Annotated in this window: 26 protein-coding genes; 18 read left to right on the top strand and 8 right to left on the bottom strand. The window is 60.7% G+C overall.

Annotation, left to right across the window (positions count from 1 at the left end; genetic code table 11):
- Positions 1–88: 88 nt before the first annotated feature.
- The 5 genes from FGF66_RS06315 to FGF66_RS06295 all read left to right on the top strand — a co-directional run bounded on the left by FGF66_RS06315 (position 89) and on the right by FGF66_RS06295 (position 3,699).
- Entirely contained in the window at positions 89–511 is a 423-nt protein-coding gene (locus tag FGF66_RS06315; RefSeq protein WP_139456831.1) for a c-type cytochrome, read from the top strand.
- 219 nt (positions 512–730) lie between these two features.
- Positions 731–1,063 (top strand): c-type cytochrome, encoded by a 333-nt coding sequence (locus FGF66_RS06310; protein ID WP_139456830.1) that lies wholly within the window; start codon positions 731–733, stop codon positions 1,061–1,063.
- 161 nt (positions 1,064–1,224) lie between these two features.
- Complete coding sequence (locus tag FGF66_RS06305) at positions 1,225–1,491, top strand: SemiSWEET family sugar transporter (RefSeq protein ID WP_139456829.1); 267 nt, start codon at positions 1,225–1,227, stop codon at positions 1,489–1,491.
- A 27-nt stretch (positions 1,492–1,518) separates the two neighbouring features.
- Positions 1,519–2,319 (top strand): pyrroline-5-carboxylate reductase, encoded by an 801-nt coding sequence (gene proC / locus FGF66_RS06300; RefSeq protein WP_139456828.1) that lies wholly within the window; start codon positions 1,519–1,521, stop codon positions 2,317–2,319.
- Positions 2,320–2,325: 6 nt separating this feature from the next.
- Positions 2,326–3,699: a BatD family protein gene (locus FGF66_RS06295; RefSeq protein WP_139456827.1), complete on the top strand. Its 1,374-nt coding sequence runs from the start codon at positions 2,326–2,328 to the stop codon at positions 3,697–3,699.
- A 53-nt stretch (positions 3,700–3,752) separates the two neighbouring features.
- Here FGF66_RS06295 and FGF66_RS06290 read toward each other — a convergent pair whose 3' ends face one another.
- Both FGF66_RS06290 and FGF66_RS06285 read right to left on the bottom strand, forming a co-directional pair.
- Positions 3,753–4,556, bottom strand: coding sequence for a glycerophosphodiester phosphodiesterase family protein (locus tag FGF66_RS06290; RefSeq protein WP_139456826.1), 804 nt, complete (start codon positions 4,554–4,556; stop codon positions 3,753–3,755).
- Positions 4,557–4,684: 128 nt separating this feature from the next.
- Complete coding sequence (locus FGF66_RS06285) at positions 4,685–4,990, bottom strand: hypothetical protein (RefSeq protein WP_139456825.1); 306 nt, start codon at positions 4,988–4,990, stop codon at positions 4,685–4,687.
- 229 nt (positions 4,991–5,219) lie between these two features.
- On the opposite strand from FGF66_RS06285, the gene FGF66_RS06280 reads away from it, so the two are divergent.
- The 7 genes from FGF66_RS06280 to FGF66_RS06250 all read left to right on the top strand — a co-directional run bounded on the left by FGF66_RS06280 (position 5,220) and on the right by FGF66_RS06250 (position 10,654).
- Positions 5,220–5,396: a YqaE/Pmp3 family membrane protein gene (locus FGF66_RS06280; RefSeq protein WP_069810892.1), complete on the top strand. Its 177-nt coding sequence runs from the start codon at positions 5,220–5,222 to the stop codon at positions 5,394–5,396.
- Between the two features lie 128 nt (positions 5,397–5,524).
- Entirely contained in the window at positions 5,525–6,175 is a 651-nt protein-coding gene (locus FGF66_RS06275; protein ID WP_139456824.1) for a plasmid pRiA4b ORF-3 family protein, read from the top strand.
- A 124-nt stretch (positions 6,176–6,299) separates the two neighbouring features.
- Complete coding sequence (ruvX, locus tag FGF66_RS06270; protein ID WP_139456823.1) at positions 6,300–6,725, top strand: Holliday junction resolvase RuvX; 426 nt, start codon at positions 6,300–6,302, stop codon at positions 6,723–6,725.
- A 106-nt stretch (positions 6,726–6,831) separates the two neighbouring features.
- The gene (gene pyrE / locus FGF66_RS06265) at positions 6,832–7,413 is read left to right on the top strand and encodes an orotate phosphoribosyltransferase (protein ID WP_139456822.1); all 582 of its coding nucleotides are present in this window, start codon (positions 6,832–6,834) and stop codon (positions 7,411–7,413) included.
- An 8-nt stretch (positions 7,414–7,421) separates the two neighbouring features.
- Entirely contained in the window at positions 7,422–8,288 is an 867-nt protein-coding gene (locus tag FGF66_RS06260) for a prephenate dehydrogenase (RefSeq protein ID WP_139456821.1), read from the top strand.
- Entirely contained in the window at positions 8,285–9,136 is an 852-nt protein-coding gene (locus FGF66_RS06255; RefSeq protein WP_139456820.1) for an NAD(+)/NADH kinase, read from the top strand. Before FGF66_RS06260 ends, FGF66_RS06255 begins: the two co-directional genes overlap by 4 nt.
- A gap of 54 nt (positions 9,137–9,190) precedes the next feature.
- Positions 9,191–10,654, top strand: a complete 1,464-nt coding sequence (locus FGF66_RS06250; RefSeq protein WP_139456819.1) for a hypothetical protein — start codon at positions 9,191–9,193, stop codon at positions 10,652–10,654.
- A gap of 127 nt (positions 10,655–10,781) precedes the next feature.
- On the opposite strand, the gene FGF66_RS06245 is transcribed toward FGF66_RS06250, so the two are convergent.
- Complete coding sequence (locus FGF66_RS06245) at positions 10,782–11,330, bottom strand: KdsC family phosphatase (RefSeq protein ID WP_170181248.1); 549 nt, start codon at positions 11,328–11,330, stop codon at positions 10,782–10,784.
- Between the two features lie 36 nt (positions 11,331–11,366).
- Positions 11,367–12,209 (bottom strand): 3-deoxy-8-phosphooctulonate synthase, encoded by an 843-nt coding sequence (gene kdsA / locus FGF66_RS06240; protein ID WP_139456817.1) that lies wholly within the window; start codon positions 12,207–12,209, stop codon positions 11,367–11,369.
- A gap of 129 nt (positions 12,210–12,338) precedes the next feature.
- On the opposite strand from kdsA, the gene FGF66_RS06235 reads away from it, so the two are divergent.
- From FGF66_RS06235 to FGF66_RS06225, 3 genes are read left to right on the top strand one after another with little or no spacing between them, the layout of a single operon-like run.
- On the top strand, positions 12,339–13,655 hold the full coding sequence (locus FGF66_RS06235) for an AAA family ATPase (protein ID WP_139456816.1): 1,317 nt from the start codon (positions 12,339–12,341) through the stop codon (positions 13,653–13,655).
- A 53-nt stretch (positions 13,656–13,708) separates the two neighbouring features.
- Entirely contained in the window at positions 13,709–14,830 is a 1,122-nt protein-coding gene (locus FGF66_RS06230) for a glycoside hydrolase family 3 protein (RefSeq protein ID WP_139456815.1), read from the top strand.
- A complete protein-coding gene (locus FGF66_RS06225) occupies positions 14,827–15,318 on the top strand; it encodes a SixA phosphatase family protein (RefSeq protein WP_139456814.1) in 492 nt (163 codons plus the stop codon). Before FGF66_RS06230 ends, FGF66_RS06225 begins: the two co-directional genes overlap by 4 nt.
- Positions 15,319–15,425: 107 nt before the next feature.
- Here the strand turns inward: FGF66_RS06225 and FGF66_RS06220 are convergent, their stop codons facing one another.
- From FGF66_RS06220 to lysC, 4 genes are read right to left on the bottom strand one after another with little or no spacing between them, the layout of a single operon-like run.
- A complete protein-coding gene (locus FGF66_RS06220) occupies positions 15,426–16,427 on the bottom strand; it encodes an NAD(P)H-dependent glycerol-3-phosphate dehydrogenase (RefSeq protein ID WP_139456813.1) in 1,002 nt (333 codons plus the stop codon).
- A 16-nt stretch (positions 16,428–16,443) separates the two neighbouring features.
- Complete coding sequence (gene plsY / locus FGF66_RS06215; protein WP_139456812.1) at positions 16,444–17,142, bottom strand: glycerol-3-phosphate 1-O-acyltransferase PlsY; 699 nt, start codon at positions 17,140–17,142, stop codon at positions 16,444–16,446.
- 40 nt (positions 17,143–17,182) lie between these two features.
- Positions 17,183–18,172 carry a phosphoribosylformylglycinamidine cyclo-ligase gene (gene purM / locus FGF66_RS06210; RefSeq protein WP_139456811.1) on the bottom strand — a complete coding sequence of 330 codons (990 nt, stop codon included), beginning with the start codon at positions 18,170–18,172 and terminating at the stop codon, positions 17,183–17,185.
- A gap of 54 nt (positions 18,173–18,226) precedes the next feature.
- Positions 18,227–19,639: a lysine-sensitive aspartokinase 3 gene (gene lysC, locus FGF66_RS06205; protein WP_139456810.1), complete on the bottom strand. Its 1,413-nt coding sequence runs from the start codon at positions 19,637–19,639 to the stop codon at positions 18,227–18,229.
- Positions 19,640–19,725: 86 nt separating this feature from the next.
- Here lysC and FGF66_RS06195 point away from each other — a divergent pair, with 86 nt between their 5' ends.
- The 3 genes from FGF66_RS06195 to FGF66_RS06185 all read left to right on the top strand — a co-directional run bounded on the left by FGF66_RS06195 (position 19,726) and on the right by FGF66_RS06185 (position 22,404).
- A complete protein-coding gene (locus FGF66_RS06195) occupies positions 19,726–20,373 on the top strand; it encodes a C40 family peptidase (RefSeq protein ID WP_139456809.1) in 648 nt (215 codons plus the stop codon).
- 152 nt (positions 20,374–20,525) lie between these two features.
- A complete protein-coding gene (prmA, locus tag FGF66_RS06190; protein WP_139456808.1) occupies positions 20,526–21,395 on the top strand; it encodes a 50S ribosomal protein L11 methyltransferase in 870 nt (289 codons plus the stop codon).
- A 61-nt stretch (positions 21,396–21,456) separates the two neighbouring features.
- A complete protein-coding gene (locus FGF66_RS06185) occupies positions 21,457–22,404 on the top strand; it encodes a Ppx/GppA phosphatase family protein (protein ID WP_139456807.1) in 948 nt (315 codons plus the stop codon).
- Positions 22,405–22,408: the final 4 nt, after the last annotated feature.

Raw genomic sequence — 22,408 nt, 5'->3', positions numbered from 1 at the left:
AGGAGATGAATTATGATTAAAATGAGTTCCATTTTATTTTTTACAGAACACCACCAACGACAACACCGATAATTTCAAGGAGAAAAACATGAAACGTTTTCTGCCACTGTTCGTGACCGGACTTGTTTTCCTCGGCGGATGCGGCCTGGAAAAGCCGCCAGCCAAACTGGCCGAAGAGATTAAAAACGCTGAAAACCCGGCTGAAGAAGCCGCCGCGCCTGCCGCTGCTCCCGCACCGGCGCCGGCAGCTACCCCGACCGATCCGGCTCTTGCTGATGGCAAGGCTGTTTACGAAGGCGGCTGCAACGCCTGCCACGACTCCGGCATGATGAATGCCCCGAAACCCGGCGACAAAACCGCCTGGGCTCCGCGCATCGCCAAGGGTGAGGAGACGGTGATCAAGAACACCATCGAGGGCATCAACGGCATGCCTGCCAAAGGTGGCAATGCCGCACTGACCGACGAGCAGCTCACCAACGCCGCGAAATACCTGATCAGCATCTCGAAATAAGCAAGCGCAGTTTTTTTCAGGAGGCGGGCTTTTTCTCGGCCTCCTGAAAATTTTCATGGAGAACACAATAGACCTTCAGGACAGAAATCCTCTGTTTTCTATTGCTCCGCCCTCATCTGAAATCATTTGGAGGTCTGCGGCCAAAATGATAAAATGTGTATCGTTTTGTCGTCACGCACTCCTCGAACAGCAATTAAAACTCTCAACGGAGAAATATCTATGTCCCGTTTCGTTTCCGTCGCCCTCGTCGGCGCCGCCATGCTCGTTTCCGGCAACGCTTTCGCTGCCAACTACAATGCTGCCGCAGGCAAAGCCACCTATGATGCAAGCTGCGCAACATGCCACAAAACCGGCATGATGGGCGCGCCAAAAACAGGTGACAAGGCTGCATGGGCGCCTCACATCAAAAAAGGCATGAACGTCATGGTCGCCAACTCGATCAAGGGCTACAAAGGTGCTAAAGGCATGATGCCGGCAAAGGGCGGCAACACGAAGCTGACTGATCAGCAGGTTGGCAACGCCGTGGCCTACATGGTCGGCCTGAGCAAGTAAGCTTTGTGCTTCATATCCGCAGAAAACGGGAGCCCGCCTCCCGTTTTTTTGTTGCCCGCCAATACGCCTCCTCGCTTCCCGCCTGCCGGTGAACCGATATTTTCTTATCTTTGCCTGTAATCTTGTTACGCGAACGGCGACCACAACCACCGGAATCGACCATGGAAACCGAACTCCTCGGCTATGCGGCAGGCATACTGACCACTTTCGCATTCCTGCCCCAGGCGTTCCGGATGATTCGCACGCGGCAGGCCCGTGACGTCAGCATGACCTGGGCGGCAAGCACAACAGCGGGTGTTTTTCTGTGGCTCTGCTATGGAGTCGCCAAACAAAGCCTCCCGATGATTTCCGCCAACAGCCTTACCCTGCTCCTGCTCTTCGTCATCCTTTTCGTAAAAATCCGGGATCGTGGCAATCCCGGCTCCTGAACTCAGCGCACCATATCCTCTATTATCATGACACGGCTCTCCATAGGTTTTATCGGCACCGGCCGCATCGCCCAGGCGCTCATCTCCGGACTTTCGCATGACCCGCAAATCGTCATCTGCGGCTACGACAAAATTCCGGACTCCCTGCACTCGGTCTCCCTGCACTATGGCGTCAATGCCGAGGAGTCGATCGAAGGCCTCGCGCGAGACACGGAAATCATCATCATCGCCGTGAAGCCCTACCAGGTGGCCGAGGTGCTCGCTGAGCTGAAACCGGCCCTCCACGCCCGGCACCTGCTCATCAGCGTGGCGGCGGGAATTTCGACCGGCTTCATCGAATCGAACTGTCCCAATGGCGTACGGGTCGTGCGGGTGATGCCGAACACTCCGGCGTTTGTCGGCGAGGGGATGACCGCCTTGTGCAAAGGCTCGAATGCCACAACGGACGACATCCTGGCCGCCGAGCGCATTTTCAACGCCATCGGCAAAACGGCCATCATCGACGAAAGCGGCATGGACGCCGCGACGGCGGTGTCGGGCAGCGGCCCGGCCTACATGTTCCGCATCATCGATTCGCTTGCCGAAGGGGGCGAGGCTTGCGGCCTCGACCGCGAAACCGCGCAGCTCCTTGCCGCCCAGACGATGCTCGGCGCGGCGAAGATGGTGCTGTCGGGCCGGAAAAACCCCGAGGAGCTGGTGCGCGAAGTGACAACGCCCGGCGGCACCACCGAGGCTGGCCTGCAAGCGATGGAAGAGCGCGATCTGCGAGGCGTACTCTTCGAAACGGTCAAGGCCGCCGCCGCCCGCTCGAAGGAGCTGATGAAGTAGGGGACGATGTTCACGCGCCTCCTTTTCTGGCTGCTGCCGCTCATGCTCGTGCTTCCGGCATCGAACACGCGAGCGGCGAACTCCGGAACTCCTTCCGGCAGCAAGCTCTACATCGAATCGTCGCTCGACAACGCCAACCCGTGGGTCGGCCAGCAGGTGCGGCTGACCTACACACTCTTCTTCAGCGGCACTGCGCCGCAGATCGAGGACAAAAGCCAGCCGGAACATCCCGGCATCTGGGCGCGTGAAATCACGCCGGAAAACTATATCGACAGCTCGCCGGTCTCAAAAAACGGCGCGCTTTTCAGAAAAGCGATCATCAAGCAGCTACGACTGGCGCCATTGCAAAGCGGCAAGCTCACGGTCACCGGTTACCGCCTGCGCTGTCTCGTGCCGCAACAGGGCGAAGCGTCGCTCGACAGCCGCAACGACGTCGAAACCATCGTAACCGCGCCCCCGGCGACACTTCAGGCGAGAGCGCTGCCAAAGCCAGCCCCCGCCGACTTCAGCGGAGCCGTGGGGCATTTCACCCTCGCGGTTTCACCGGCAAACAGCACGATTCATGCCGGCGAACCGCTGAACCTTTCCGTCACCATCAGCGGCAAGGGGAACCTCGACGCGACGCCTCCGTTGACGGTGCTGCTGCCGGAAGGCATTCAGCGAGAAGCGTCAGCCACGCCGCCCGACACCGTTGCGGCAAAAGGTTCGACCTCGTCGGTCAGCACAACCATGACCCTCGTCGCGTCGAAAGAGGGGGCGTTCCGGTTCGTGCCGGTCAAGTTCATCGCTTTCGATCCGGAATCCGGACGGTACGAAACTGTGGCCTCGAATGCCATCGCGATCCGGGTCACTGCCGGTCTGGCCGCGACGCCACAACCGCCGCCCGCCGCTGCAATGCCGCTCCGTGACGACGCCAAAGCGCCGGACGCCTCGAACGGGCCGCTCATCGCGCTTATGTCCGCAGCCGTGCTGGCGCTCATTTTCGGCCTGCACATCCGGTACACAAAGCGGCACAAGCGAGCCGGAACGGCAAACAAGACCAGGGACGAGGCGAAACCATCGAGACCGGCAGCGACGCCAGCGCCCGCAACCTCGGCAAAAACGGACGGAAAATCTCCGCAATCGCTCCGGAACGAACTCTATGAGGCATTGAAAAAAACAGGCATCGGGAACCCGGCGGGGCTGACCTCGAATGAGCTGGGCAAACTGATGAGGGAAAAACGGGTGAAGGCGCAAACCATTGCGGAGGTGATGGCGCTGCTCTCCGGCATCGACCACGCCCTCTACGCGCTTGGCGAAGCCTCGCCGGAAAAGCTCGAAGCGATGAACCGCAACGCCGCCCGGATCATGGCCAGTCTGTCGTCAGGCAAACAGCAATAGACCATCGAACGCGACGGCATCCGGCAAGGTCTGGCAAGCGAACAATTCTGTGCTCAGTCGAGCCCCAGTCCCGGCAAATGCAGGGCGATCTCCGGGTGATCGGTGATGATGCCGTCAGCGCCGAAGCGTTTCATCCGGAGCATCTCTTCCGGCCTGTTGACCGTCCAGGCAACCACCTTCGCGCCAAGGCCGTGCAGCCACGCCACCAGCGCCTCATCGACCAGATCGCATCGGGGATTGACATACTCCGGCACAAAGCCGGGACGCTCCGGAAAAACATCGAACGCCGAGCGCTCCTCGACGAGCAAGCCGTAAGAGAGCGCTGGCATGAGGCGTTTTGCTTCCGCGATGATGCGGGCGTCGAACGACTGAAGCCGTACGCGGCGTTCAAACCCCGATGCGGCGATCTGGCGGGTCACGAGCGCGGCATACTCACCCGGCGGCGGATGGGCCGTTCCGTCCAGCTCAGGCCACGACTTCACTTCGAGATTGCAGATCATCTCGCCAGGCCGACCGGCACGGCGAAGATGCGCTTCCAGCGCGCTGAAAACCTCGTGCAATTCCGGACGAACCGCCCGAACGCGCTGCTGGAGCGGAAAATCTGGCGACGGCTCGCCGCAATCGAATTGCGCGATCTCCTCATAGCTCATGGAGTAGAGAGAACGCCTCGACGCTTCTCCGGCAAGCAGAAGGTTCACCCACGGATCGTGGGACACAACCACGCGGAGGTCTCTGGAAACGTTGAGGTCGAGTTCGATCACCCGGCAGCCGAGATCGACAGCCTTGCAGAACGCCTGAAGGGTGTTTTCCGGATAAAAAGCCCTGGCTCCGCGATGAGCCTGAATTTCAAACGCCATATGGACGAATTGATGAACATCGCAGGCCAAACAGAACCATCATCAGTTTCAGGTTTGGATGATCCGGAAAAAGCGCACCCTTTCAGGCGATCCATCAAGATCACTCCTGACAGGTCTGCTCTGGCAGCTCAGGCGCTCTTGTTTCCGTTCGGCGCCCTGAATGGTTTTGGCGCAACGGCACTCTTGCTTTTCTTCTTCTGAAATTTCTTGCCAGCAGGCTTGGTTCCGTTGACCGGGGCAAGCCCGTGAGTACCGTAAAGACCGGGGGAGGTGGAATTGCGGGTCTTGTTGAATTTGTTCTTACGATACTTTTTTTCGAGGTCGGCATAAGGACTTGGTGGGTCCGGCGACGTATTGAAATTATTAAAGTTAGGCTCGTCGAGAGCCTCGTCAGCCTCATCCAGGACCACGTCAGGATGAATCTTATTGTACAAGTTGGTATACGTTTAGTTTACAAAACCTTGAGCAGTAAACAGCTTTGGGGCGTTTTCGACAAGGACTTGTAGTTAACAATTTCGCCCGTAAAAAGCAAGATGGTGTTTTGAGGCCACACCGAAATCAGAATGGCGCGAAAGGTCTGTCCAGCGGCTTTGCCATTGTTTGTTGTCGCTTCAAATCGTAAATTTCATGTCATCAAGCACAACCTCAAACCTGGAGATCATCATGGATATTCGCCGCCTGATCCTGGCATTCATCCTGCCGCCCGCAGCCGTCATGAACAAAGAAGCTGGCACCATCATGCTTACCGGCATTCTCACACTCTGGGGCTGGATACCTGGCGTGGTGGCCGCTCTCGTAATGATCTCGCAGGAGCAGCGCCGGAAAAACGCAGAAGCGTAAAACAGTTTGAAACTTCAGTAATTACACTGGCAACACCATAAGAGTTCCTCGTCGGCCCGGTTTTTCTTTTTTTGAACATACCGGGCCGTACAGTTTTTCTCTATGCGTCTCAATTCGTCACCCTCGCCATGCAGCATCTGAAATTCGCCATAATCCAGCCAAAGTCGAAAGTTTTCTTGCAGTTCCGGATAACGCTTCTAATGACCGACGCCCCAGTCTGGCGGGTCATACAGGTTCCCGAAGAGTACACCTTCTGGGATCTTCACGCCGCCATCCAGGACGCCATGGGGTGGCTTGATTATCACCTGCACGAGTTCCGGCACGAACAAAGGCCCGCGGGCCAGAGCGTACGGTTCGGCATTCCGTTCGATAACGAGGAGATGATCAACCCGGACCTCGTTCCATGCTGGAAGGTCAACATCAGCGAACACTTCCGGCGGCCGGGCGACAAGATGTACTATGTCTATGATTTCGGAGACAACTGGCTGCACGAGGTGCTGCTCGAAGGCGTCCTGCTGCGTGAAAAAGGGCTGAAGCTGCCCCGCTGCATCGACGGAAGGCGGGCCGCCCCACCCGAAGACTGCGGCGGCCCCGGCGGTTACGCCGACCTCCTCGAAGCGCTCTCGAACCCGGAGTCCGAAGAGCACGAGGATATTGTCGAATGGCTCAGCGAAAGCAGCCAAAACGGCCAGCCCTTCGATCCGGCAAGATTCGACATCGAAAAGATAAAATTCACCAACCCGGCCAAACGCCTGAAAAAGCTACTGGAAAATCTGTGATTGAGCACGTTCCCTTGATCGCCTGATCCGACGGATGCGACGGATGCGACGGATCAGGCGATCCGTTCTTTTTGCTTACTTTTAACGGTGTTTCCCAAGCATCAACGTTCAACAGCCATTCGCCATGCCACCCACCCACAAGCGCATTATCGGAATTGACTTTGGCGCCAAGCGGATAGGGGTGGCGGTGAGCGATCCTTTGCGGATGTTTGCGCAGCCGATGGGCACGTTCGATATGGCGGGGCTTTTCAACGTGCTCTCGAGGGTGCGTGACGAGGAGGGGATCGAGATGTTCGTGGTCGGCTATCCGTTGAGCGACACGGGCGGCGAGAACCGCATGACTGGCGTGATCGACCGGTTCGTCGCGGAGCTTCGGGAGGCATTCCCCGGCATTCCGGTGGAGACCTTCGACGAGCACCGCTCTTCGCGGACGGCCATGAAACTGCTCGCCGCTTCGGGAAGCAGCCGCAAGAAGCGCAACGAGAAGGGGCGGCTCGACACCGCCGCGGCCTGCCTTATCCTGCAAGGATACCTCGACAGCCGTCACTGAACGCACCCGCGCCGCATACCGCAGGATTTTAGGTTTAGCATTTCGCAGGGGCTTCTGTATCTTTACAGGTTGTCCTTCTCATTGCATAAACGACCGTTTTTCCTCCATGACCAACTCAGAAACTCTCGCGATGTTCAAGTCGAGCGGCGCTTTGCTCGATGGCCATTTCCGACTCACTTCAGGCCGCCACAGCAACTCCTACTTCCAGTGCGCCAAGGTGCTCCAATACCCGGAATACCTTTCGGCGATCTGCGGTGAAATCGCTGGATTTTTCAAGGAGAGCGGCGTCACGACGGTCATTTCGCCCGCCATCGGCGGCATCGTCGTCGGCACGGAGGTCGGGCGGCAGCTCGGCGTCAAGACCATCTTCGCCGAGCGCAAGGACGGAACCATGATGATCCGGCGTGGCTTCTCCATCGACCCCTCCGAACAGGTGCTGGTGGTCGAGGATGTCATCACCACCGGCGGCTCCGTGGCGGAGGTGATCGAGCTGGTCAATGCCGCCGGAGCCACGGTGGCGGGCGTCGCCTCGGTGGTTGACCGCAGCAACGGCAAGGTGCGGCTGGCCGAGCGCCAGTTCTCGCTGCTCACGATGGAGGTGGTCAGCTACGCGCCGGAGGAGTGCCCGCTCTGCAAGGAGGGCGTCCCGATCTACGCGCCGGGCAGCCGCACCAATCCCCAGGGCTGAACAGGCAGATGCAGCAGGGCATCCACACCATTTCGTTCGTCGGACTCGGGCTGATCGGCGCGTCGCTGATGCAGGCGCTCAAACGCGCCGCCGAAGCGACCGGGCGGAAGATCGGGATGATCGGCTTCGATCCGTGCTTCGACGCCGAAGACATCGCGGCGATCACCGGCGAGTGCGGTCTCGACCGCTTCGAGCCGAATCCGGCGAAGCTCTACGACGCCGATCTGGTGGTGCTTTGCGCGCCGGTCGTCACCAACATCGCCCTGCTCGACGAGGTGAAGCGGCATATCCGCAAGGACGCGGTGGTGAGCGACGTTTCGAGCACCAAGGCGGAAATCGCCACGAGAGCGAGGGAGCTTGGCATCGAATTCATCGGGATGCACCCCATCGCCGGGCGCGAACAGCAGGGCTACCGCGCGGCATCGCCGGAGCTGCTCGACGGGCGGCTCGTGATTCTCTGCGCCGATTGCACCAACCCCGAAACCGCCCGCGCCGCCGAACTGGCCGGGCTGCTCCGCGACGCCGGATGCACGCCGCTCTTCATGAGTCCCGAAGAGCATGACCGGGTGTACGCCAACATCAGCCACTTGCCGCAAATCGTTTCGACCGCGCTGATGGAGCATTGCCGCGAGAACGTCACGTGGGGCGGCCCCGGATTCGCCTCGATGACCCGGCTGGCGGGCAGTCCCTGGGCGGTCTGGCGCGACATCGTCGAAACGAATCGCAACAACATCGCCGATGAGCTGGAGGCGTTTTCCGCGCTGCTGGCCGACGTCGCCAAGGAGGTGCGCGGCGGAAACGTCCAGCGCCTCGACATGCGATTCCGCGAAGCGAATGATCTCTATCAACGCCTTCAGGAGAGGAGCCGCCCATGAAGTTCGCCATTTTCGTGAACATCACCAGAGACAAAGCGCTGGAGCTGGCCCGCGAACTGACCACCTGGATGGAGGCGCACTCGATCGACTACGCTTTCGATCCCCAGTCGGCCAAGGCGCTCGATTGCGGAAAGTGGGAAGAGAAGTCGGATCTCAGCCAGCACTGCGACGCCTTCGTCGCGCTCGGCGGCGACGGCACACTGCTGCTCGCCTCGCACTATTCGCGCTCCAAGCCGGTGGTGGGCATCAATGTGGGCGACCTCGGCTTTCTGACCGAGTTCAGCCCGGACGAAATGTGGACGGCCATGGATCATCTGGTGAGCGGCAACTACTCGATCCACACGCGCTCGCAGCTCGAAGCCACGCTGGAATCGGGCGAACTGCTGACCTCGCTCAACGACGTGATCATCGAAAAAGGCTCCGCGTCACGGCGTCTGCCGGCCTTCACCATCTTGCTCGACGACGAAATGCTCGGCTCATACCGCGCCGACGGCATCATCATCGCCACCTCGACCGGCTCGACGGCCTACTCGCTCTCGGCGGGCGGCCCGATCATCGCGCCAAAGTCGAACGTCTTCGTCATCACCCCGATCTGCCCGCACATGCTGACGGTCAGACCGATCGTCATCAGCGACGACAAGACGGTCAAGGTTTCGGTCGATTCGCAATCCGGGGAATTTCCGTTGAAAATGGATGGCATCCAGAAGAAATTGCTCGTTCCGGGCGAGGTGGTCACGGTGAAAAAGTCGCCGTATCACATCAATCTGGTGGCCAACGAAAAAAGAAACTACTGCGAAATTCTTCGCAAAAAGCTGCTCTGGAGTCACGAACATCCCACGGGAGAGTGACCGCCGCCGTCGATACCCTCTAATTATCGTCCAACGAACGAGTTACCCTTTTCCATGACCCGACACCTCTCCCCCTTCTGGCTGAACCGGCTGCTCGGCATTCCCGCCTCGACGCCGCTCACCCCCCGCGCCATGGCTTCGACGTTGCGCGTGGCCTTCTGCCCGCCGCAGGAGGAGAACCCACGCCTCGACCGCTTTATCGCGGCGTTGCGGGAGGCGTTCGCGGAGTGCGGGGTGACGATGGCCGAGGCGGCGGCGGGCGGGCGAGAGTCACGCGTCGAGGCGGGCACGGCGCTCATCGCGCCGGGCAGATTCGCGGACGGGGAGCTGCCGATCAGCCGCGTTTCGACGCTCTACAACAACCTGATCGTCGGCGTTTACGACGAACCGCCGCCGGTGCATAACGGCCAGACGCCGCAGGAGACACTCGACGCGGTGGTCGGCAAGCTCGCCTGGGAGATGGTGCATCTGCTCATCTACGTGACCGAAACGTCGTGGACGGTGTGCAGCATGAACGGCGGCATCACCACCTTCGACACGCCGCTGCCGGAGCCGCGCGACGTGCTCGAATCGCTGATTCCGAAGCTCACCGCGCAGGTGGTGCCGCCGCGCGACGGCGAGCTGGAGCTTCGGCCCGGCTCGCTCGACACCGGGGCCCCGGAGTTCCTGAAGTTCGCCGCTGATTTCGTGGAGTGCGGACGCATCTGGGCGAAAAACCCGCGCTTCATGAACCACACCTCGCGCGAGTCGCTCGCCTACCGGAACGGCTTCTGCCGCAAGATCGTCTCGCGCTACCTCGACGACCGAAGCGGCATGAGCTACGGCTTCTTCGCCCGCCAGCTCCCGGTGAAGGTCGCGCCTGCAATCGAGACGGACGGCGGCGGGAGCGCATCGCCGGTGGATGGACAGAGCCTCGCGCCGGTGACGATTGCCGGGAAGCGCCTGCTCGTGCCGGTGCCCGGAGTGCGCATCGTCACGACAAGGTCTGGTTGCCGGAAAACGGCCATCGACCCGCGCCACGATCTGGTGGAAATCGGCTATGAAAACGGACGCGCCTGGCTGGCCACGCCGGGCGGACTGCCGGAGGGCCTCGTCTCGAAGCCATCGTTCGACACGCTGACCATCATCGCCCACGCCGTCGGCAACGCCATGATCTCGAGCATCCTGCTTGCGCTCGCACCCGGCAGCCGCTTTCCCGGCCTCTTGGAGCGGTTCGGCTGCGGCATGACGCACTGGCACCACTACCCCGACGAAGACATGGTACCGGATGGCTACGTGGTACATGGCTTCGACAATCCGCCGGTCTCGTGCTCGACGCCGCAATCGGCAGCCTACAGTCTCTTCGGAAAGCTCGACGCCCTGGAGCGCGCGCTCGAAGAAGATGGCGGCCTGAACTACCTCGGCGACGTGCATATCGAGCCGGGCCACGGCACCAACGTCGTCGGCACCAGGTCGCTGGCCAAAATGGCGATGTTTCTCAACGCCGACTGCTGCGTTTGTTCAAGAAGTGAGGGGTGAGGGAAAGGCGCGTGTTGCTACCTTGTAGGGGCAACCCTTGCGGTTGCCCTTGATGGGAAATCAAAAACCCTTCAGGGTAGGCGCAAGGCCTGCCCCTGCAAGAAAATCGCCGATCCCCCAATTCCTTCTACCCCTGCTCCTGCTTTTCGCTGTGCTCCCAGCGGTTCTGGTGGTCGAGGATCATCTCGACGATCTCGCGTACGCAGCCTCGTCCTCCCTCGAACACCGAGATGTAGGCGACGCGGTTGCGCAGGAACTCCGCGCCGTTGATCGGCGTCACCGGCAATCCCGCATTCTTCAGCAATTCCAGATCATCGATATCGTCGGCGATGCAGGCGCACTCGTCGTCCTGCAAGCCGTGGCGGCTTTTGAACGCTTCGTACGCTTCGAGCCGCTCCTCGCCGCCGAGGAAGAGATCGACCGGCCCGGCGGCTTCGAGCATCTGGCGGTAGGCCCCGGCCTGCCGTCCGGCGATGACCGCCACCTTCATGCCGAGGCGCAACGCCTCGCGGATGCCGACGAGGTCGCGGGCGTAAACGCCGGGCATTTCGCGCCCCTCGCCGTCGAGGGTTATCGTGCCGCTGGTGAGGACTCCGTCGAGTGAGATGACCAGCGCCTTGACGGCGTCGAGGGCGGCGCTGATCTGTGAAGAGGGGTCAGCCTGGTAGGGCTGCATGCCGAAAAACTGGAAAGAGCTCAAGAGTGTATCTGGTTAACGTGAATGAAATTCTTCCCGGATCGACTGCATACAGCGCTGGAGCTGCATCAGTTCCCGCACCATTTCGCCAAACTCGGCGAGTGGGGCCTGCGTCGAAGCGTCCGACATGGCGGTCGCCGGATCGGGATGCACCTCGAAAAAGAGGCCCTCGACGCCCGTGGCCACGGCGGCGCGGGCCAGCGGCATGAGGAACCGGCGGTCGCCTCCCGACACGCCCGCCCCCGCGCCCGGAAGCTGGACGCTGTGCGTGACGTCGAGAATGACCGGCCAGCCGGATTCGGCCATGATCGGCAAGCCCCTGAAATCGACCACGAGGTTGTGGTAGCCGAAGGTGGTTCCCCGCTCGGTGAGCATGATCTTTTTGTTCCCCGTCGAAGCGGCCTTTTCGGCAGCGTACGCCATGTCCTGCGGCGCGAGAAACTGTCCCTTCTTGATGTTGACGGCAAGCCCCGTCGAGGCGGCGGCCACGATCAGATCGGTCTGGCGGCACAGGAACGCGGGAATCTGGAGCACATCGACGTACGAGGCGGCAAGTTCGACCTCGGAGGTTTCGTGAACGTCGGTCAGAACCGGCATCCCGAAAGTTTCCCTGATTTCGCGCAGGATTTCGAGCGCCTCGCGGTCGCCGATACCGGTATATGAAGAGGCCGACGAACGGTTCGCCTTGCGGTAAGATCCTTTGAAAATGACCGGCACACCCTCTTCCTTTCGGATGCGGTCAAGCTCGGTGGCAACCTCTATCGCCATCCGGCGGTTTTCGACGAGGCAAGGTCCCGCGATGAGGAACAGTCCCTTCTCGCCAGGCAGCGACAACGGGCCAATCGAGAACTTTTGCATCCTTTGTCCTGTTTGATTACAAGAGTTAACGGCAGTAACGAGCGAGGCCGGTTTGTTTTGACCTGAGAGTCAAAGCGCTAAATTTAATCAATAATTTCTCTTTTCATTCTTCAACAAGAATTGGTGATTATGAATACCGCGGATACCAGACAGAGACTGCTCGACATCGAAAAGCAGATCGCCAGCCTCAGGGAGGAGCAGGCGACCGTCAAGGCGCAGTGGGATGCCGAGAAGGAGCTTATACAAACTTCGCGCAGCCTCAAATCGGAGCTTGAAGACCTGCGCGTACAGGCAGAAAATTTTGAACGCAGCGGCGACTACGGCAAGGTGGCCGAGATTCGCTATGGCAAGATCGCCGGAATCGAAAAGGAGCTGGAGGAGAACAACCGCAAGATCGAGGCGCGGCAGGCTTCGGGCGACCTGATCATGAAGGAGGAGATCGACGCGGGCGACATTGCCGACATCGTTTCGCGCTGGACGGGCATTCCGGTCAGCAAGATGCTCCAGTCGGAGCGCCAGAAGCTGCTCGGCATCGAGGCGGAGCTGCACCACCGCGTGGTCGGCCAGGACGAGGCAGTGCGGGCGGTCAGCGACGCCGTCAAGCGCTCCCGCGCCGGCATGGGCGACGAGAAGCGCCCGATCGGCTCGTTCATCTTTCTCGGCCCGACCGGCGTCGGCAAAACCGAACTAGCCCGAACGCTTGCCGAATATCTTTTCAATGACGACGAGGCGCTGATCCGCATCGACATGAGCGAATACATGGAGTCGCACACGGTCAGCCGCTTGGTTGGCGCGCCTCCCGGCTACGTCGGCTACGAGGAGGGGGGCCAGCTCACCGAGGCGGTCAGGCGCAAACCCTTCTCGGTGGTGCTGCTCGACGAAATCGAAAAAGCGCACCCGGACGTCTTCAACATCCTGCTCCAGATTCTCGACGACGGGCGTCTGACCGACAGCAAGGGGCGCACGGTGAACTTCAAGAACACCATCATCATCATGACGAGCAACATCGGCGCGCAGCTCATCCAGAGCGAGATGGAGCATCTCGAAGGGCGCGATGCCGACGTGGCGATGGCCGGGTTGCAGGAGCGACTCTTCCAGCTCCTCAAGCAGCAGGTGAGGCCGGAGTTCCTGAACCGCATCGACGAGGTGATTCTCTTCACACCGTTGACACGCGAAAACCTGCGCGAGATCGTCACCATCCAGTTCGACCGGATCAGGGAGACCGCGAGGCGTCAGCGCATCACGCTCGAAATCTCGGACGACGCGCTCATGTGGCTCGCCAAAACGGGCTTCGACCCGGCATTCGGCGCGCGCCCGCTCAAGCGCGTCATGCAGCGGCAGATCACCAACCACCTGTCGGAGATGATTCTCTCCGGCGAGATTGGCGAGGACGACACCGTCGAGATCGGGCTGGAGGGCGAAGCCATCACCATGTACAAGAAATAAGTTCAAACCGGGGCCGGTCGAATCGAAAAAGACCGGCCCGTTTTTTTACTTCCATGAAAACGAGTCTTCTCGTCGCTCTGCTGTCTTTACTGCTCTGCTCCCCGGCTCAGGCGGCCCCGTCACCCCAGCCCGACAGCCTGTCGCTCAAGATCGGCCAGATGCTCATGATCGGCTTCCGGGGCATGGACGCGAAAGAGGGATCGTCTATCGCTGCCGACATTAGCCAGCGCGGCATCGGCGGCGTGGTGCTCTTCGATTACGACGTACCGTCAAAATCGCCCGTGCGCAACATCGAGTCGGCGGAGCAAGTCCGGCGGCTCGCCTCGGAGTTGCAACGCCTGTCGGCGATTCCGCTTTTGGTCGCCATCGATCAGGAGGGCGGGCGCGTCTGCCGCCTCAAGCCGTCGCGCGGCTTTCCGCCGACCGTCTCCGCCGCGCATCTTGGCGCACTCGACAATGCCGACTCCACTCGGCAGGCCGCCGGATCGACCGCCGCGCTGCTGAAAAGCCTCGGCGTCAACATGAATCTCGCGCCGGTCGTCGATCTGAACGTCAACCCGAACAATCCCGTCATCGGCAAGCTCGACCGGAGCTTCTCCGCCGACCCGGCGGTGATCGCCCGGCAGGCGCGGATTTTCGTCGATACGTTCCACCGGCACGGCGTCATCGCGGCACTGAAGCACTTTCCCGGCCACGGCAGCTCAACCACCGACACGCACAAGGATTTCACCGACGTCACCGCCACCTGGTCGCGCACCGAACTGGCGCCCTACCGGAGGCTGATCCGCGAAGGCTACGGCGATCCGGTCATGACGGCGCACGTCTTCAACGCCCGGCTCGACAGCCTCTATCCGGCGACGCTCTCGAAGGCGACGGTCAGCGGCCTGCTTCGCGACGAGCTCGGCTTTCGCGGCGTGGTCATCAGCGACGACATGCAGATGAAGGCCATCGCCGACCGCTACGGCCTCGAAGAGGCGATCCGGCTGGCCATCGATGCTGGCGTCGATGTGCTGATCTTCGGCAACAACGTCAGCTACGACCCCGACATCGCCAGCAAGGCGACAACCATCATCAGGCATCTTGTCGAAAAAGGAGCCATTTCGCCGGAGCGGATCGATGAATCGTACCGGCGCATCATGGCGTTGAAAACCCGAACCATCCTCGAACGCCCATGAAAACCCTCTACCTCGTCCGCCACGCCAAAGCTGGCTGGCACGATCCCTCTCAGGCCGACTTCGACCGCCCGCTCACCAAACGGGGCCACCGGCAGTCGGAAGAGATGAGCCGTCGCCTGCGCAAAAAAGGGGTCGCGCCGGAGCGGCTTGTTTCGAGTCCGGCGAGCCGGGCGCTCGAAACGGCGGAGATTTTCGCGGACGCTTTTGGCATCGAGCGGCGGGAGATCGTGCAGAAGATCGAAATCTACGAGGGCGGCATCGACTCGCTCGCCGCCGTCGTGCGCTCGCTTGCCGACGAGGAGAATACGGCGATGCTCTTCGGCCACAACCCGGCGATCAGCGCCTTCGCCGGATGGCTCACGGGCCAGCGCACCGAAGCGATGGACACCTGCGGAGTCGCGAAAATCGAGCTGGATTGCGAGCACTGGCAGGATACCGCCGAAGGCAGCGGAAGGCTCGCCTGGTACAAGTACCCGGAACGGGAGTGAGGGCTGGTCAACCGTAGAGTCGCACGGTGTGCGCTCACCAATCCCACAAGTCTCAACTGTCCCAAGCGTCCCAAAAGCTGTGGACTTTGTGGACAGTGCTACCAGCCTCAGTAGTGCTCCGGCTTCGGCTCTCGCTCCATCAGATCGAGGATGGCTTGCTGGGCGGGTTTGTTTTCAAACAGCATTTCATAGACGGCGCGGGTGATTGGCATATCGACGCCGAGACCGTTGGCGAGTTCAAGGACGGCTTTCGAGGTGAGCACTCCTTCGGCCACCATGCTCATTTCGCCGAGAATATCGTCGAGCGTCCGGCCCTTGCCAATCTGCTCGCCGACGTAGCGGTTGCGGCTGTGCTGGCTCAGACAGGTGACGACGAGGTCACCGATGCCTGACAGGCCCGACATGGTGAGCGGGTCCGCGCCAAGCTTCGAGCTGAGGCGCGAAATTTCGGCCAGACCGCGCGTGATGATCGCTGCTTTGGCGTTGTCGCCGAAGCCGAGGCCATCGGAAATGCCAGCAGCGATGGCGATGACGTTCTTGACCGATCCGGCGATTTCGACGCCGATGAGGTCGGTATTGACATAGACGCGAAACTCGCTGGTGTGAAACGCCTCCTGAACCAGACGGGCGGTCGCTTCCGAGACGGAGCAGGCGACAACGGTGGTCGGCTGCTGGCGGGCGACCTCCTCGGCATGGCTCGGGCCGTAGAGCACGGCGATCTGCTCCGGCGCGATGCCAGGCAGCGTTTCGAGCAGCACCTCGGACATGCGCTTGCCGGTATGCCGCTCGATCCCCTTGGCCACGTTGACGATGACTTTTCCGCTGAGCGGCAGGTCGGCAAACGCCACAGCGGTCTCCCTGAGCGCATGTGACGGCACGGCGGCAACGATCATTTCTGCCTGCTTGACCGCTTCGTGAAGATTTTCGACCACGTGAAGGTTTTCGGGAAAAAGCACCCCCTTGAGATAGCGCTTGTTCTCGCGGTCAGCCTCCAGCGCCCTGGCGAACTCCGGGCGATGCGCCCAAAGCCGCACCTCGTGCCGTTTGCTGGCAAGCAGAATGGCGAGCGTGGTGCCCCAGCTCCCCGCGCCGAGAACGGTGATTTTCATCGCTTGCCCGGCCCCCTCAGCTTTTCCGCCCGAAGCTCAGGCGGTTTTCAGTTCCGGAAAAGAGACGCCTGATGTTGGCGCGGTGGGTGTAGATGATCGCCACGGCCACGATACCGCCGAAAATGAGCAGGTGATAATCGAGGCTGTCATGCACGAACCAATGGTCGAAAAAACGGTAATCAAGGCCGGAGCCGAGATCGAACAGGTACTTGCGGATGGCGATGATCAGCGGAAAAGCGATGGCGGCAAGTATCGATCCTACCGATACATAGCGCGAAATCGTGACCGTGAGCAGAAACACGCCGATCACCATTAACATGCTCACCGGCGCGAGTCCTATCAGCATTCCGGCAGCGGTGCTGACCCCCTTGCCCCCCTTGAATCCGGCAAAGACCGTGAAGACGTGGCCGATGACGGCGCTCATGCCCGCGACGAGGCTCAGGGCGACCTCGTTCATGTCGGGGAACGCGCCGAGCGGATGCGCCTTGAAAAAGCCGACCACCGGCACGGCAGCCACGGTGCCCTTGGCGATGTCGATGAGCGTCACGACCAGGCCCACCTTCCAGCCCAGCACCCGGAAGGCGTTGGTGCCCCCGGCATTACCACTGCCGTAGTCGCGGACATCGATGCCCTTGAGCAACTTTCCGGCAATGATGCTGGTCGGAATTGAGCCGATGAGGTAAGCAACGGCGATGATGGCAAGAAATGTCAGCATACCAATCAGGATTGAATGATGAACGAACACTCGATCTGAATCAGGCCTTGACGACCTCGCCTACAATGTAGGCATTTTCCTCTCTCGACTTCAAGTAGGCCATGATGTGATCGACGCGATCCTTCGCGACAATCATCACCAGGCCGAGGCCGAGGTTGAAGGTGCGGCGCATGTCCTCTTCCGGCACCGAGCCTTCGCGGCGGATCAGGTCGAAAATCGGCAGTTCGGGCCACGACGACCAGTCAACCGACAGCGCCAGCCCCTCCGGCACGATGCGCATGGTGTTGCCCATCAGGCCGCCGCCGGTGATGTGCGACATGCCGCGCAAGTCGCCCGTGCCAAGCAGCGGCTCGATGACCGGCAGATAGGAGCGGTGCACCTTGAGCAACTCCTCGCCGACCGTGCCGTCAAGCCCGGCGAACTTCTCGTTCATCCGTCCCTCGAACACCTTGCGGGCCAGCGAATAGCCGTTGGTGTGCAGGCCGGTCGAGGGGAGGCCGATCAAGACGTCGCCCGCCTCGATCTTCGAACCGTTGATGATGTGCGGCTGATCGACCATGCCGACAATCGTGCCGGCCAGGTCGAAATCCTCCGAGTCATAGACGCCCGGCATCTCGGCGGTTTCGCCACCGATGAGCGCCGCGCCGTTCTCGCGGCACGCCTTCACCATGCCGGTCACGACCGAAGCGGCGATCTCAGGCTTGAGCTTGCCGCAGGCGTAGTAGTCGAGGAAAAAGAGCGGGCGCGCGCCGCAGACCAGAATATCGTTGACGCAGTGGTTGACCAGGCAAGAGCCGACCGTGTCGTACTTGCCAAGCTCGATGGCGATCTTGAGCTTGGTGCCCACGCCGTCGATGCTGCTCACCAGCACCGGCTTTTCGTACTTCGCGAAGTCGGGCTGGAAAAATCCGCCGAACGCGCCGATGTCGGTCATCACCTGCGGAGTGAAGGTCTGGCGGACATGCGGTTTGATGAGGCGGACAAACTCTTCACCTGCTGAAATATCGACCCCGGCTTTCTTGTAATCCATAGTTCTTTTTCGTGATTATCCTGTTAACTCTTTTCTCGACCTGCCGCAGATTTTTCAGCTTCCCGCCGGTTTTTCGAAAATTCCGGCGCACTGCGACTCCGCGAAGAACTCGCAGTGCAGCGCCGAAACCGCCGCGGCGACGTCACTCTCCCCGACGACCACGCCGACATTGATCTCCGAAGCGCCCTGCGAAATCATGCGCAGATTGACGTTGCGCAGCGAACCGAAAATCCTGCCCGCCACACCTCGCGACATGCGAAGGTTGTCGCCGACCACGCTGACCGTGGCGACCTTGTGCTCGATCTCGACCTCGCCGAGTGCGCCGAGCGCCTTGATGAACGAATCGCTCACCACGGCATCGTCAACCGTCAGGGAAACCGAAACCTCGCTGGTCGAAATCATCTCGACCGAAACGGCGAAGCGCTCGAACACCTCGAACAGCTCGCTCATGAAGCCGTGGCGGCCAAACATCCGGTTGGAGCGAATGTTGAGAATCGCCTGGCCCTTTTTGACGGCAATCGACTTGACCAGCCCGCCGTGGCTCTTTCCGGCCAGCAATGCGGGATCGTTGGTGATGAGTGTGCCTTTGGATTCCGGATGCCACGTGTTCAGCACATAGACCGGAATGTTCTGTTTCACCGCCGGGGCGATGGTGTCGGGGTGCAGCACCTTCGCGCCGAGATAGGCCAGCTCGGCGGCCTCGGAGAAGGTCATGACCCTGATGCTGCGCGCCTCCGGAACCATCCGGGGATCGCAAGTCATCACGCCATCCACGTCGGTCCAGATGTCGATGGAGTCGGTATGCAGCCATGCACCGAAAAGCGCCGCCGAAAGGTCGGAGCCGCCGCGACCAAGCGTCGTGGTCTTGCCCGCTTCGGTCGCGCCGATATAGCCCTGCGTCACGACGACGACGCCGGATTCGAGCTTTGGGCGGATAATCTCTTCCGTTTTTGCCTGGCAGATCGCCTCGATTGGCCGGGCGAAACCGTAGCGATCGTCGGTGATCATCACCGTCCGCACGTCGATCCACTCGCAGGGCACACCCTGTTCGTTCAGCGCGGTGGCGAAAACAGTGGTCGAAAGCAGCTCGCCGAAGGAGCAAAAGCGATCCTTCGAGCGCTCGCTCAGTTCGCCAACAATTTCGACGCCTTCGGTCAGACGTTCGAGCCGGGTGAGATAGACGTCAATCTTTTCGGTCACCTCTTTCCGGATTTTCTCGCTCCCGATCAGCGCCCCGATCAGATCGAGGTGGAACGCGCGAACCTCGCCGACCAGTTGTTTGGCCTCTTCGAGATGCCCCTCGCCAGCCGCGTCGGCAATTTTGACAAGCTTGTTGGTAATACCGCTGCACGCGCTCAGAACGACCAGCGGCGCGTCCTGTTTTCTCTTTTCAACGATGATGGCGATCACCTGCCGCATGGCATCTGCCGTGCCGACAGAGGTGCCGCCAAATTTCATGACTGCCATAACCTCAATCGAAAGAATTGGATAGTGATCGTTTCAGGATCATTTTCCGGTTCGGATTTAGTATACTTCCATGATCGGCGGAACGTATGAATCCGGAATACCCGAAACCCACGCTCACCGGCCCCATGAACGAAATCAACCGGTTCGCTCCGAAAAAGGCAAAAGCGGCAGACATCCTCAGAATGGCGGCGCTGCTCGCAATTTCGTGCCTCATGCTCGCGCTTGGCGCATGCCAGAGCGCTCGGCCTCTGTCCGATCGCATGGAGAGCAAATATAGTTTAAAAAAGAGAAAAACTTCTATCTCGCGCCTTCGCCCGCAAGGCCCGGAGCGGTGCGACGTGCCGGTGCAGGTTTCCGAACGCGCCTTCAGGGCGATGCTCGATTCCATCGAAGAGAGCAAAGGGGTGAAGTACCGCTTCGGCGGCAGCTCACCGGAGGGCTTCGACTGCTCCGGCTTTGTGCAATATCTCTACAACCGCTCGTTCCAGATGATGCTGCCGCGCACCTCGACCGAACTTGCCCTCGTAGGCCCGATCATTCGCAAAGACCACCTGCAACCCGGCGACCTGGTCTTCTTCGCCGCCGGAGCCGACATAACCCACGTCGGCGTCTATATCGGCAACAAACAATTCGCCCACGCCTCAACGCGAGCCGGAATCAGCGTAAATGCGCTTTACCAAAGCTATTACAACACCAACTTCGCCTTCGGCACGAGGGTCATTCGGGTAGAGTAGCGCACGGCGGATGGCGTGGACTTCGTGGACGATGTGGACGAGCCTTGACGTTCCGGGGTTTCTTCCTGTTCGTCACTATCTGACCTATAAGACCTATTCTCTGGTTTTGCTATCTTCCCACACAGCACTCACTCACTGCAACCCAACCGTCAATGCAACCACCGAAAACCCACAACCACATCGAACTCGCCTTCGAGATCGACAGCGACCTTTACGAACTCTACATCGCCCTGCTTTCGCAGGAGGGGATCGAATATTTCCTCGAAGAGGAGACGAAACTGCTGGCCTACCTGCCCGAAAGCGAGTGGAGCACCGAAAAGGAGGAGGCCATCAAGGCGCTGTTGCAGGAGACCTTCGGCTCGGAACCGCACTTCGCGGCGACCTTCATGGCCGATCGGAACTGGAACGCCGAGTGGGAGGCGCACTTGCAGCCGGTCGAAATCTCCGACCGCTTCCTGATCGTTCAGCACCAGAAGGAGTACGCCGTCAAGCCGGGCCAGATCGTCATCGCCATCAACCCGAAGATGTCCTTCGGCACCGGCTACCACGCCACCACCCGCCTGATGATGCGCCAGATGGAGGAGCTTGACCTCGACGACAAAAAGATCATGGACATCGGCACCGGTACCGGCGTGCTCGCCATAGCCGCCCGCAAGCTCGGCAACAAAAATCCGATCCTCGCCTTCGACAACAACGCCTGGGCCGCGGAGAACGCCGTCGAGAACGTCGCCGAAAACGACGTGACCGACATCCAGGTGGAGCTGCTCGACGCCGAGGAGGAGCTGGTGGCGAACCTCGAAGAGGGGTACGACCTGATTCTGGCCAACATCAACAAAAACGTGCTCGACCGCATCCTGCCGGTCATCCGCCGCCACGCGCCGACGGCGCAGGTGCTGCTTTCGGGTGTGCTGGTCTATGACGAGCCGTGGCTCAAAAAGCTGCTGAAGCGCATCAGATACACCAACGTCAAGACCATCTACGAAGACGAATGGCTCTCAGCCCTGATCGAACCAGCAAACTGAAATTTCCCGTCTTATTCGTTCTATACGTCCTATAAGACCTATTCGTCCTATTTTTGAAATCATGCCCAACGCAACCAAACGCATCGCCTGCATCGACGTCGGCACCAACACGGCGCTCTTGCTCGTGGCCGACCTCGAACCCGCCACCGGCAACATTGTGACCGTCGAGCACCGCCAGACCATCGTGCGCCTCGGCCAGAAGGTCGATGAAAACCGGATGATCCACCCCGAAGCGCTCGACCGGTTGACGGCCTGCATGACGGAGTACCGGAAACTGTGCGACGAGCTTGGCGTGCGGCGGATCCTCGCCGTCGGCACCAGCGCCCTGCGCGACGCGGCGAACCGCGACGAAATAATCGCGGCGGTGAACCGCGCGACCGGCATCGAAATCAGTTGCATCAGCGGCGAAGATGAGGCCGCGCTCACCTTCTTCGGCGCGGTGGCCGGGCTGCCGGAGGCGCCGGAGCCGTTCACGGTGATCGACATCGGCGGCGGCAGCACCGAAATCATCATGGGTACGGTCGAGAAGGTCGAAAGCGCGGTCAGCATGAACATCGGCTCGGTGAGGATGACCGAACGCTTCTGCACCTCGCAGCCCCCATCGCCGGAAGAGTTCGAGGCGGCCCGGCAGGAGATCGACAAAAATCTCGCCGCCGCGCTGCCGCCCTTCTTCGCGGGCCGCCAGCAGGTTTTCGGCGTCGCAGGAACCCTCACCACCATCGCGCAGGTCTGCCTCAGCGACCGGCAGTTCGATCCGTCGCGGGTGCAGGGTTTCCGGCTCGACTACAGCGCGGTGCACGAGCTGCTCGAACGGCTCCGCGCGATGAGGCTCGACGAAATCGTGGCACTCGGCATTCCGGAGGGACGCGCCGACGTCTTCACGATGGGCGTACTCATTTTGCGCCAGTTCATGCGGATGCTTGGCGTCGGCGCGGTGACGGTCAGCATCCAGGGCCTGCGCTACGGCGTGGCGCAGCAGGAGCTTCAGCGACTGCGAAGCCGCGCCTGACGCG

Origin of the sequence: Chlorobaculum thiosulfatiphilum (assembly GCF_006265165.1) — a bacterium.
GTDB lineage: Bacteria > Bacteroidota > Chlorobiia > Chlorobiales > Chlorobiaceae > Chlorobaculum > Chlorobaculum thiosulfatiphilum.
The sequence above is the reverse complement of the archived record's forward strand: the minus strand, read 5'-3'. Positions and strand labels throughout refer to the sequence as shown.

Coding starts and splice junctions, on each gene's coding strand:
- FGF66_RS06315 (WP_139456831.1), top strand. CDS start 89: ATGAAACGTTTTCTGCCACTGTTCGTGACCGGACTTGTTTTCCTCGGC.
- FGF66_RS06225 (WP_139456814.1), top strand. CDS start 14,827: ATGAAAACCCTCTACCTCGTCCGCCACGCCAAAGCTGGCTGGCACGAT.
- FGF66_RS06255 (WP_139456820.1), top strand. CDS start 8,285: ATGAAGTTCGCCATTTTCGTGAACATCACCAGAGACAAAGCGCTGGAG.
- FGF66_RS06310 (WP_139456830.1), top strand. CDS start 731: ATGTCCCGTTTCGTTTCCGTCGCCCTCGTCGGCGCCGCCATGCTCGTT.
- FGF66_RS06195 (WP_139456809.1), top strand. CDS start 19,726: ATGAATCCGGAATACCCGAAACCCACGCTCACCGGCCCCATGAACGAA.
- FGF66_RS06220 (WP_139456813.1), bottom strand. CDS start 16,427: ATGAAAATCACCGTTCTCGGCGCGGGGAGCTGGGGCACCACGCTCGCC.
- FGF66_RS06275 (WP_139456824.1), top strand. CDS start 5,525: ATGCAGCATCTGAAATTCGCCATAATCCAGCCAAAGTCGAAAGTTTTC.
- pyrE (WP_139456822.1), top strand. CDS start 6,832: ATGACCAACTCAGAAACTCTCGCGATGTTCAAGTCGAGCGGCGCTTTG.
- FGF66_RS06230 (WP_139456815.1), top strand. CDS start 13,709: ATGAAAACGAGTCTTCTCGTCGCTCTGCTGTCTTTACTGCTCTGCTCC.
- proC (WP_139456828.1), top strand. CDS start 1,519: ATGACACGGCTCTCCATAGGTTTTATCGGCACCGGCCGCATCGCCCAG.
- FGF66_RS06250 (WP_139456819.1), top strand. CDS start 9,191: ATGACCCGACACCTCTCCCCCTTCTGGCTGAACCGGCTGCTCGGCATT.
- FGF66_RS06280 (WP_069810892.1), top strand. CDS start 5,220: ATGGATATTCGCCGCCTGATCCTGGCATTCATCCTGCCGCCCGCAGCC.
- FGF66_RS06185 (WP_139456807.1), top strand. CDS start 21,457: ATGCCCAACGCAACCAAACGCATCGCCTGCATCGACGTCGGCACCAAC.
- plsY (WP_139456812.1), bottom strand. CDS start 17,142: ATGCTGACATTTCTTGCCATCATCGCCGTTGCTTACCTCATCGGCTCA.
- lysC (WP_139456810.1), bottom strand. CDS start 19,639: ATGGCAGTCATGAAATTTGGCGGCACCTCTGTCGGCACGGCAGATGCC.
- purM (WP_139456811.1), bottom strand. CDS start 18,172: ATGGATTACAAGAAAGCCGGGGTCGATATTTCAGCAGGTGAAGAGTTT.
- FGF66_RS06235 (WP_139456816.1), top strand. CDS start 12,339: ATGAATACCGCGGATACCAGACAGAGACTGCTCGACATCGAAAAGCAG.
- prmA (WP_139456808.1), top strand. CDS start 20,526: ATGCAACCACCGAAAACCCACAACCACATCGAACTCGCCTTCGAGATC.
- FGF66_RS06305 (WP_139456829.1), top strand. CDS start 1,225: ATGGAAACCGAACTCCTCGGCTATGCGGCAGGCATACTGACCACTTTC.
- FGF66_RS06290 (WP_139456826.1), bottom strand. CDS start 4,556: ATGGCGTTTGAAATTCAGGCTCATCGCGGAGCCAGGGCTTTTTATCCG.
- FGF66_RS06245 (WP_170181248.1), bottom strand. CDS start 11,330: ATGCAGCCCTACCAGGCTGACCCCTCTTCACAGATCAGCGCCGCCCTC.
- ruvX (WP_139456823.1), top strand. CDS start 6,300: ATGCCACCCACCCACAAGCGCATTATCGGAATTGACTTTGGCGCCAAG.
- FGF66_RS06260 (WP_139456821.1), top strand. CDS start 7,422: ATGCAGCAGGGCATCCACACCATTTCGTTCGTCGGACTCGGGCTGATC.
- kdsA (WP_139456817.1), bottom strand. CDS start 12,209: ATGCAAAAGTTCTCGATTGGCCCGTTGTCGCTGCCTGGCGAGAAGGGA.
- FGF66_RS06295 (WP_139456827.1), top strand. CDS start 2,326: ATGTTCACGCGCCTCCTTTTCTGGCTGCTGCCGCTCATGCTCGTGCTT.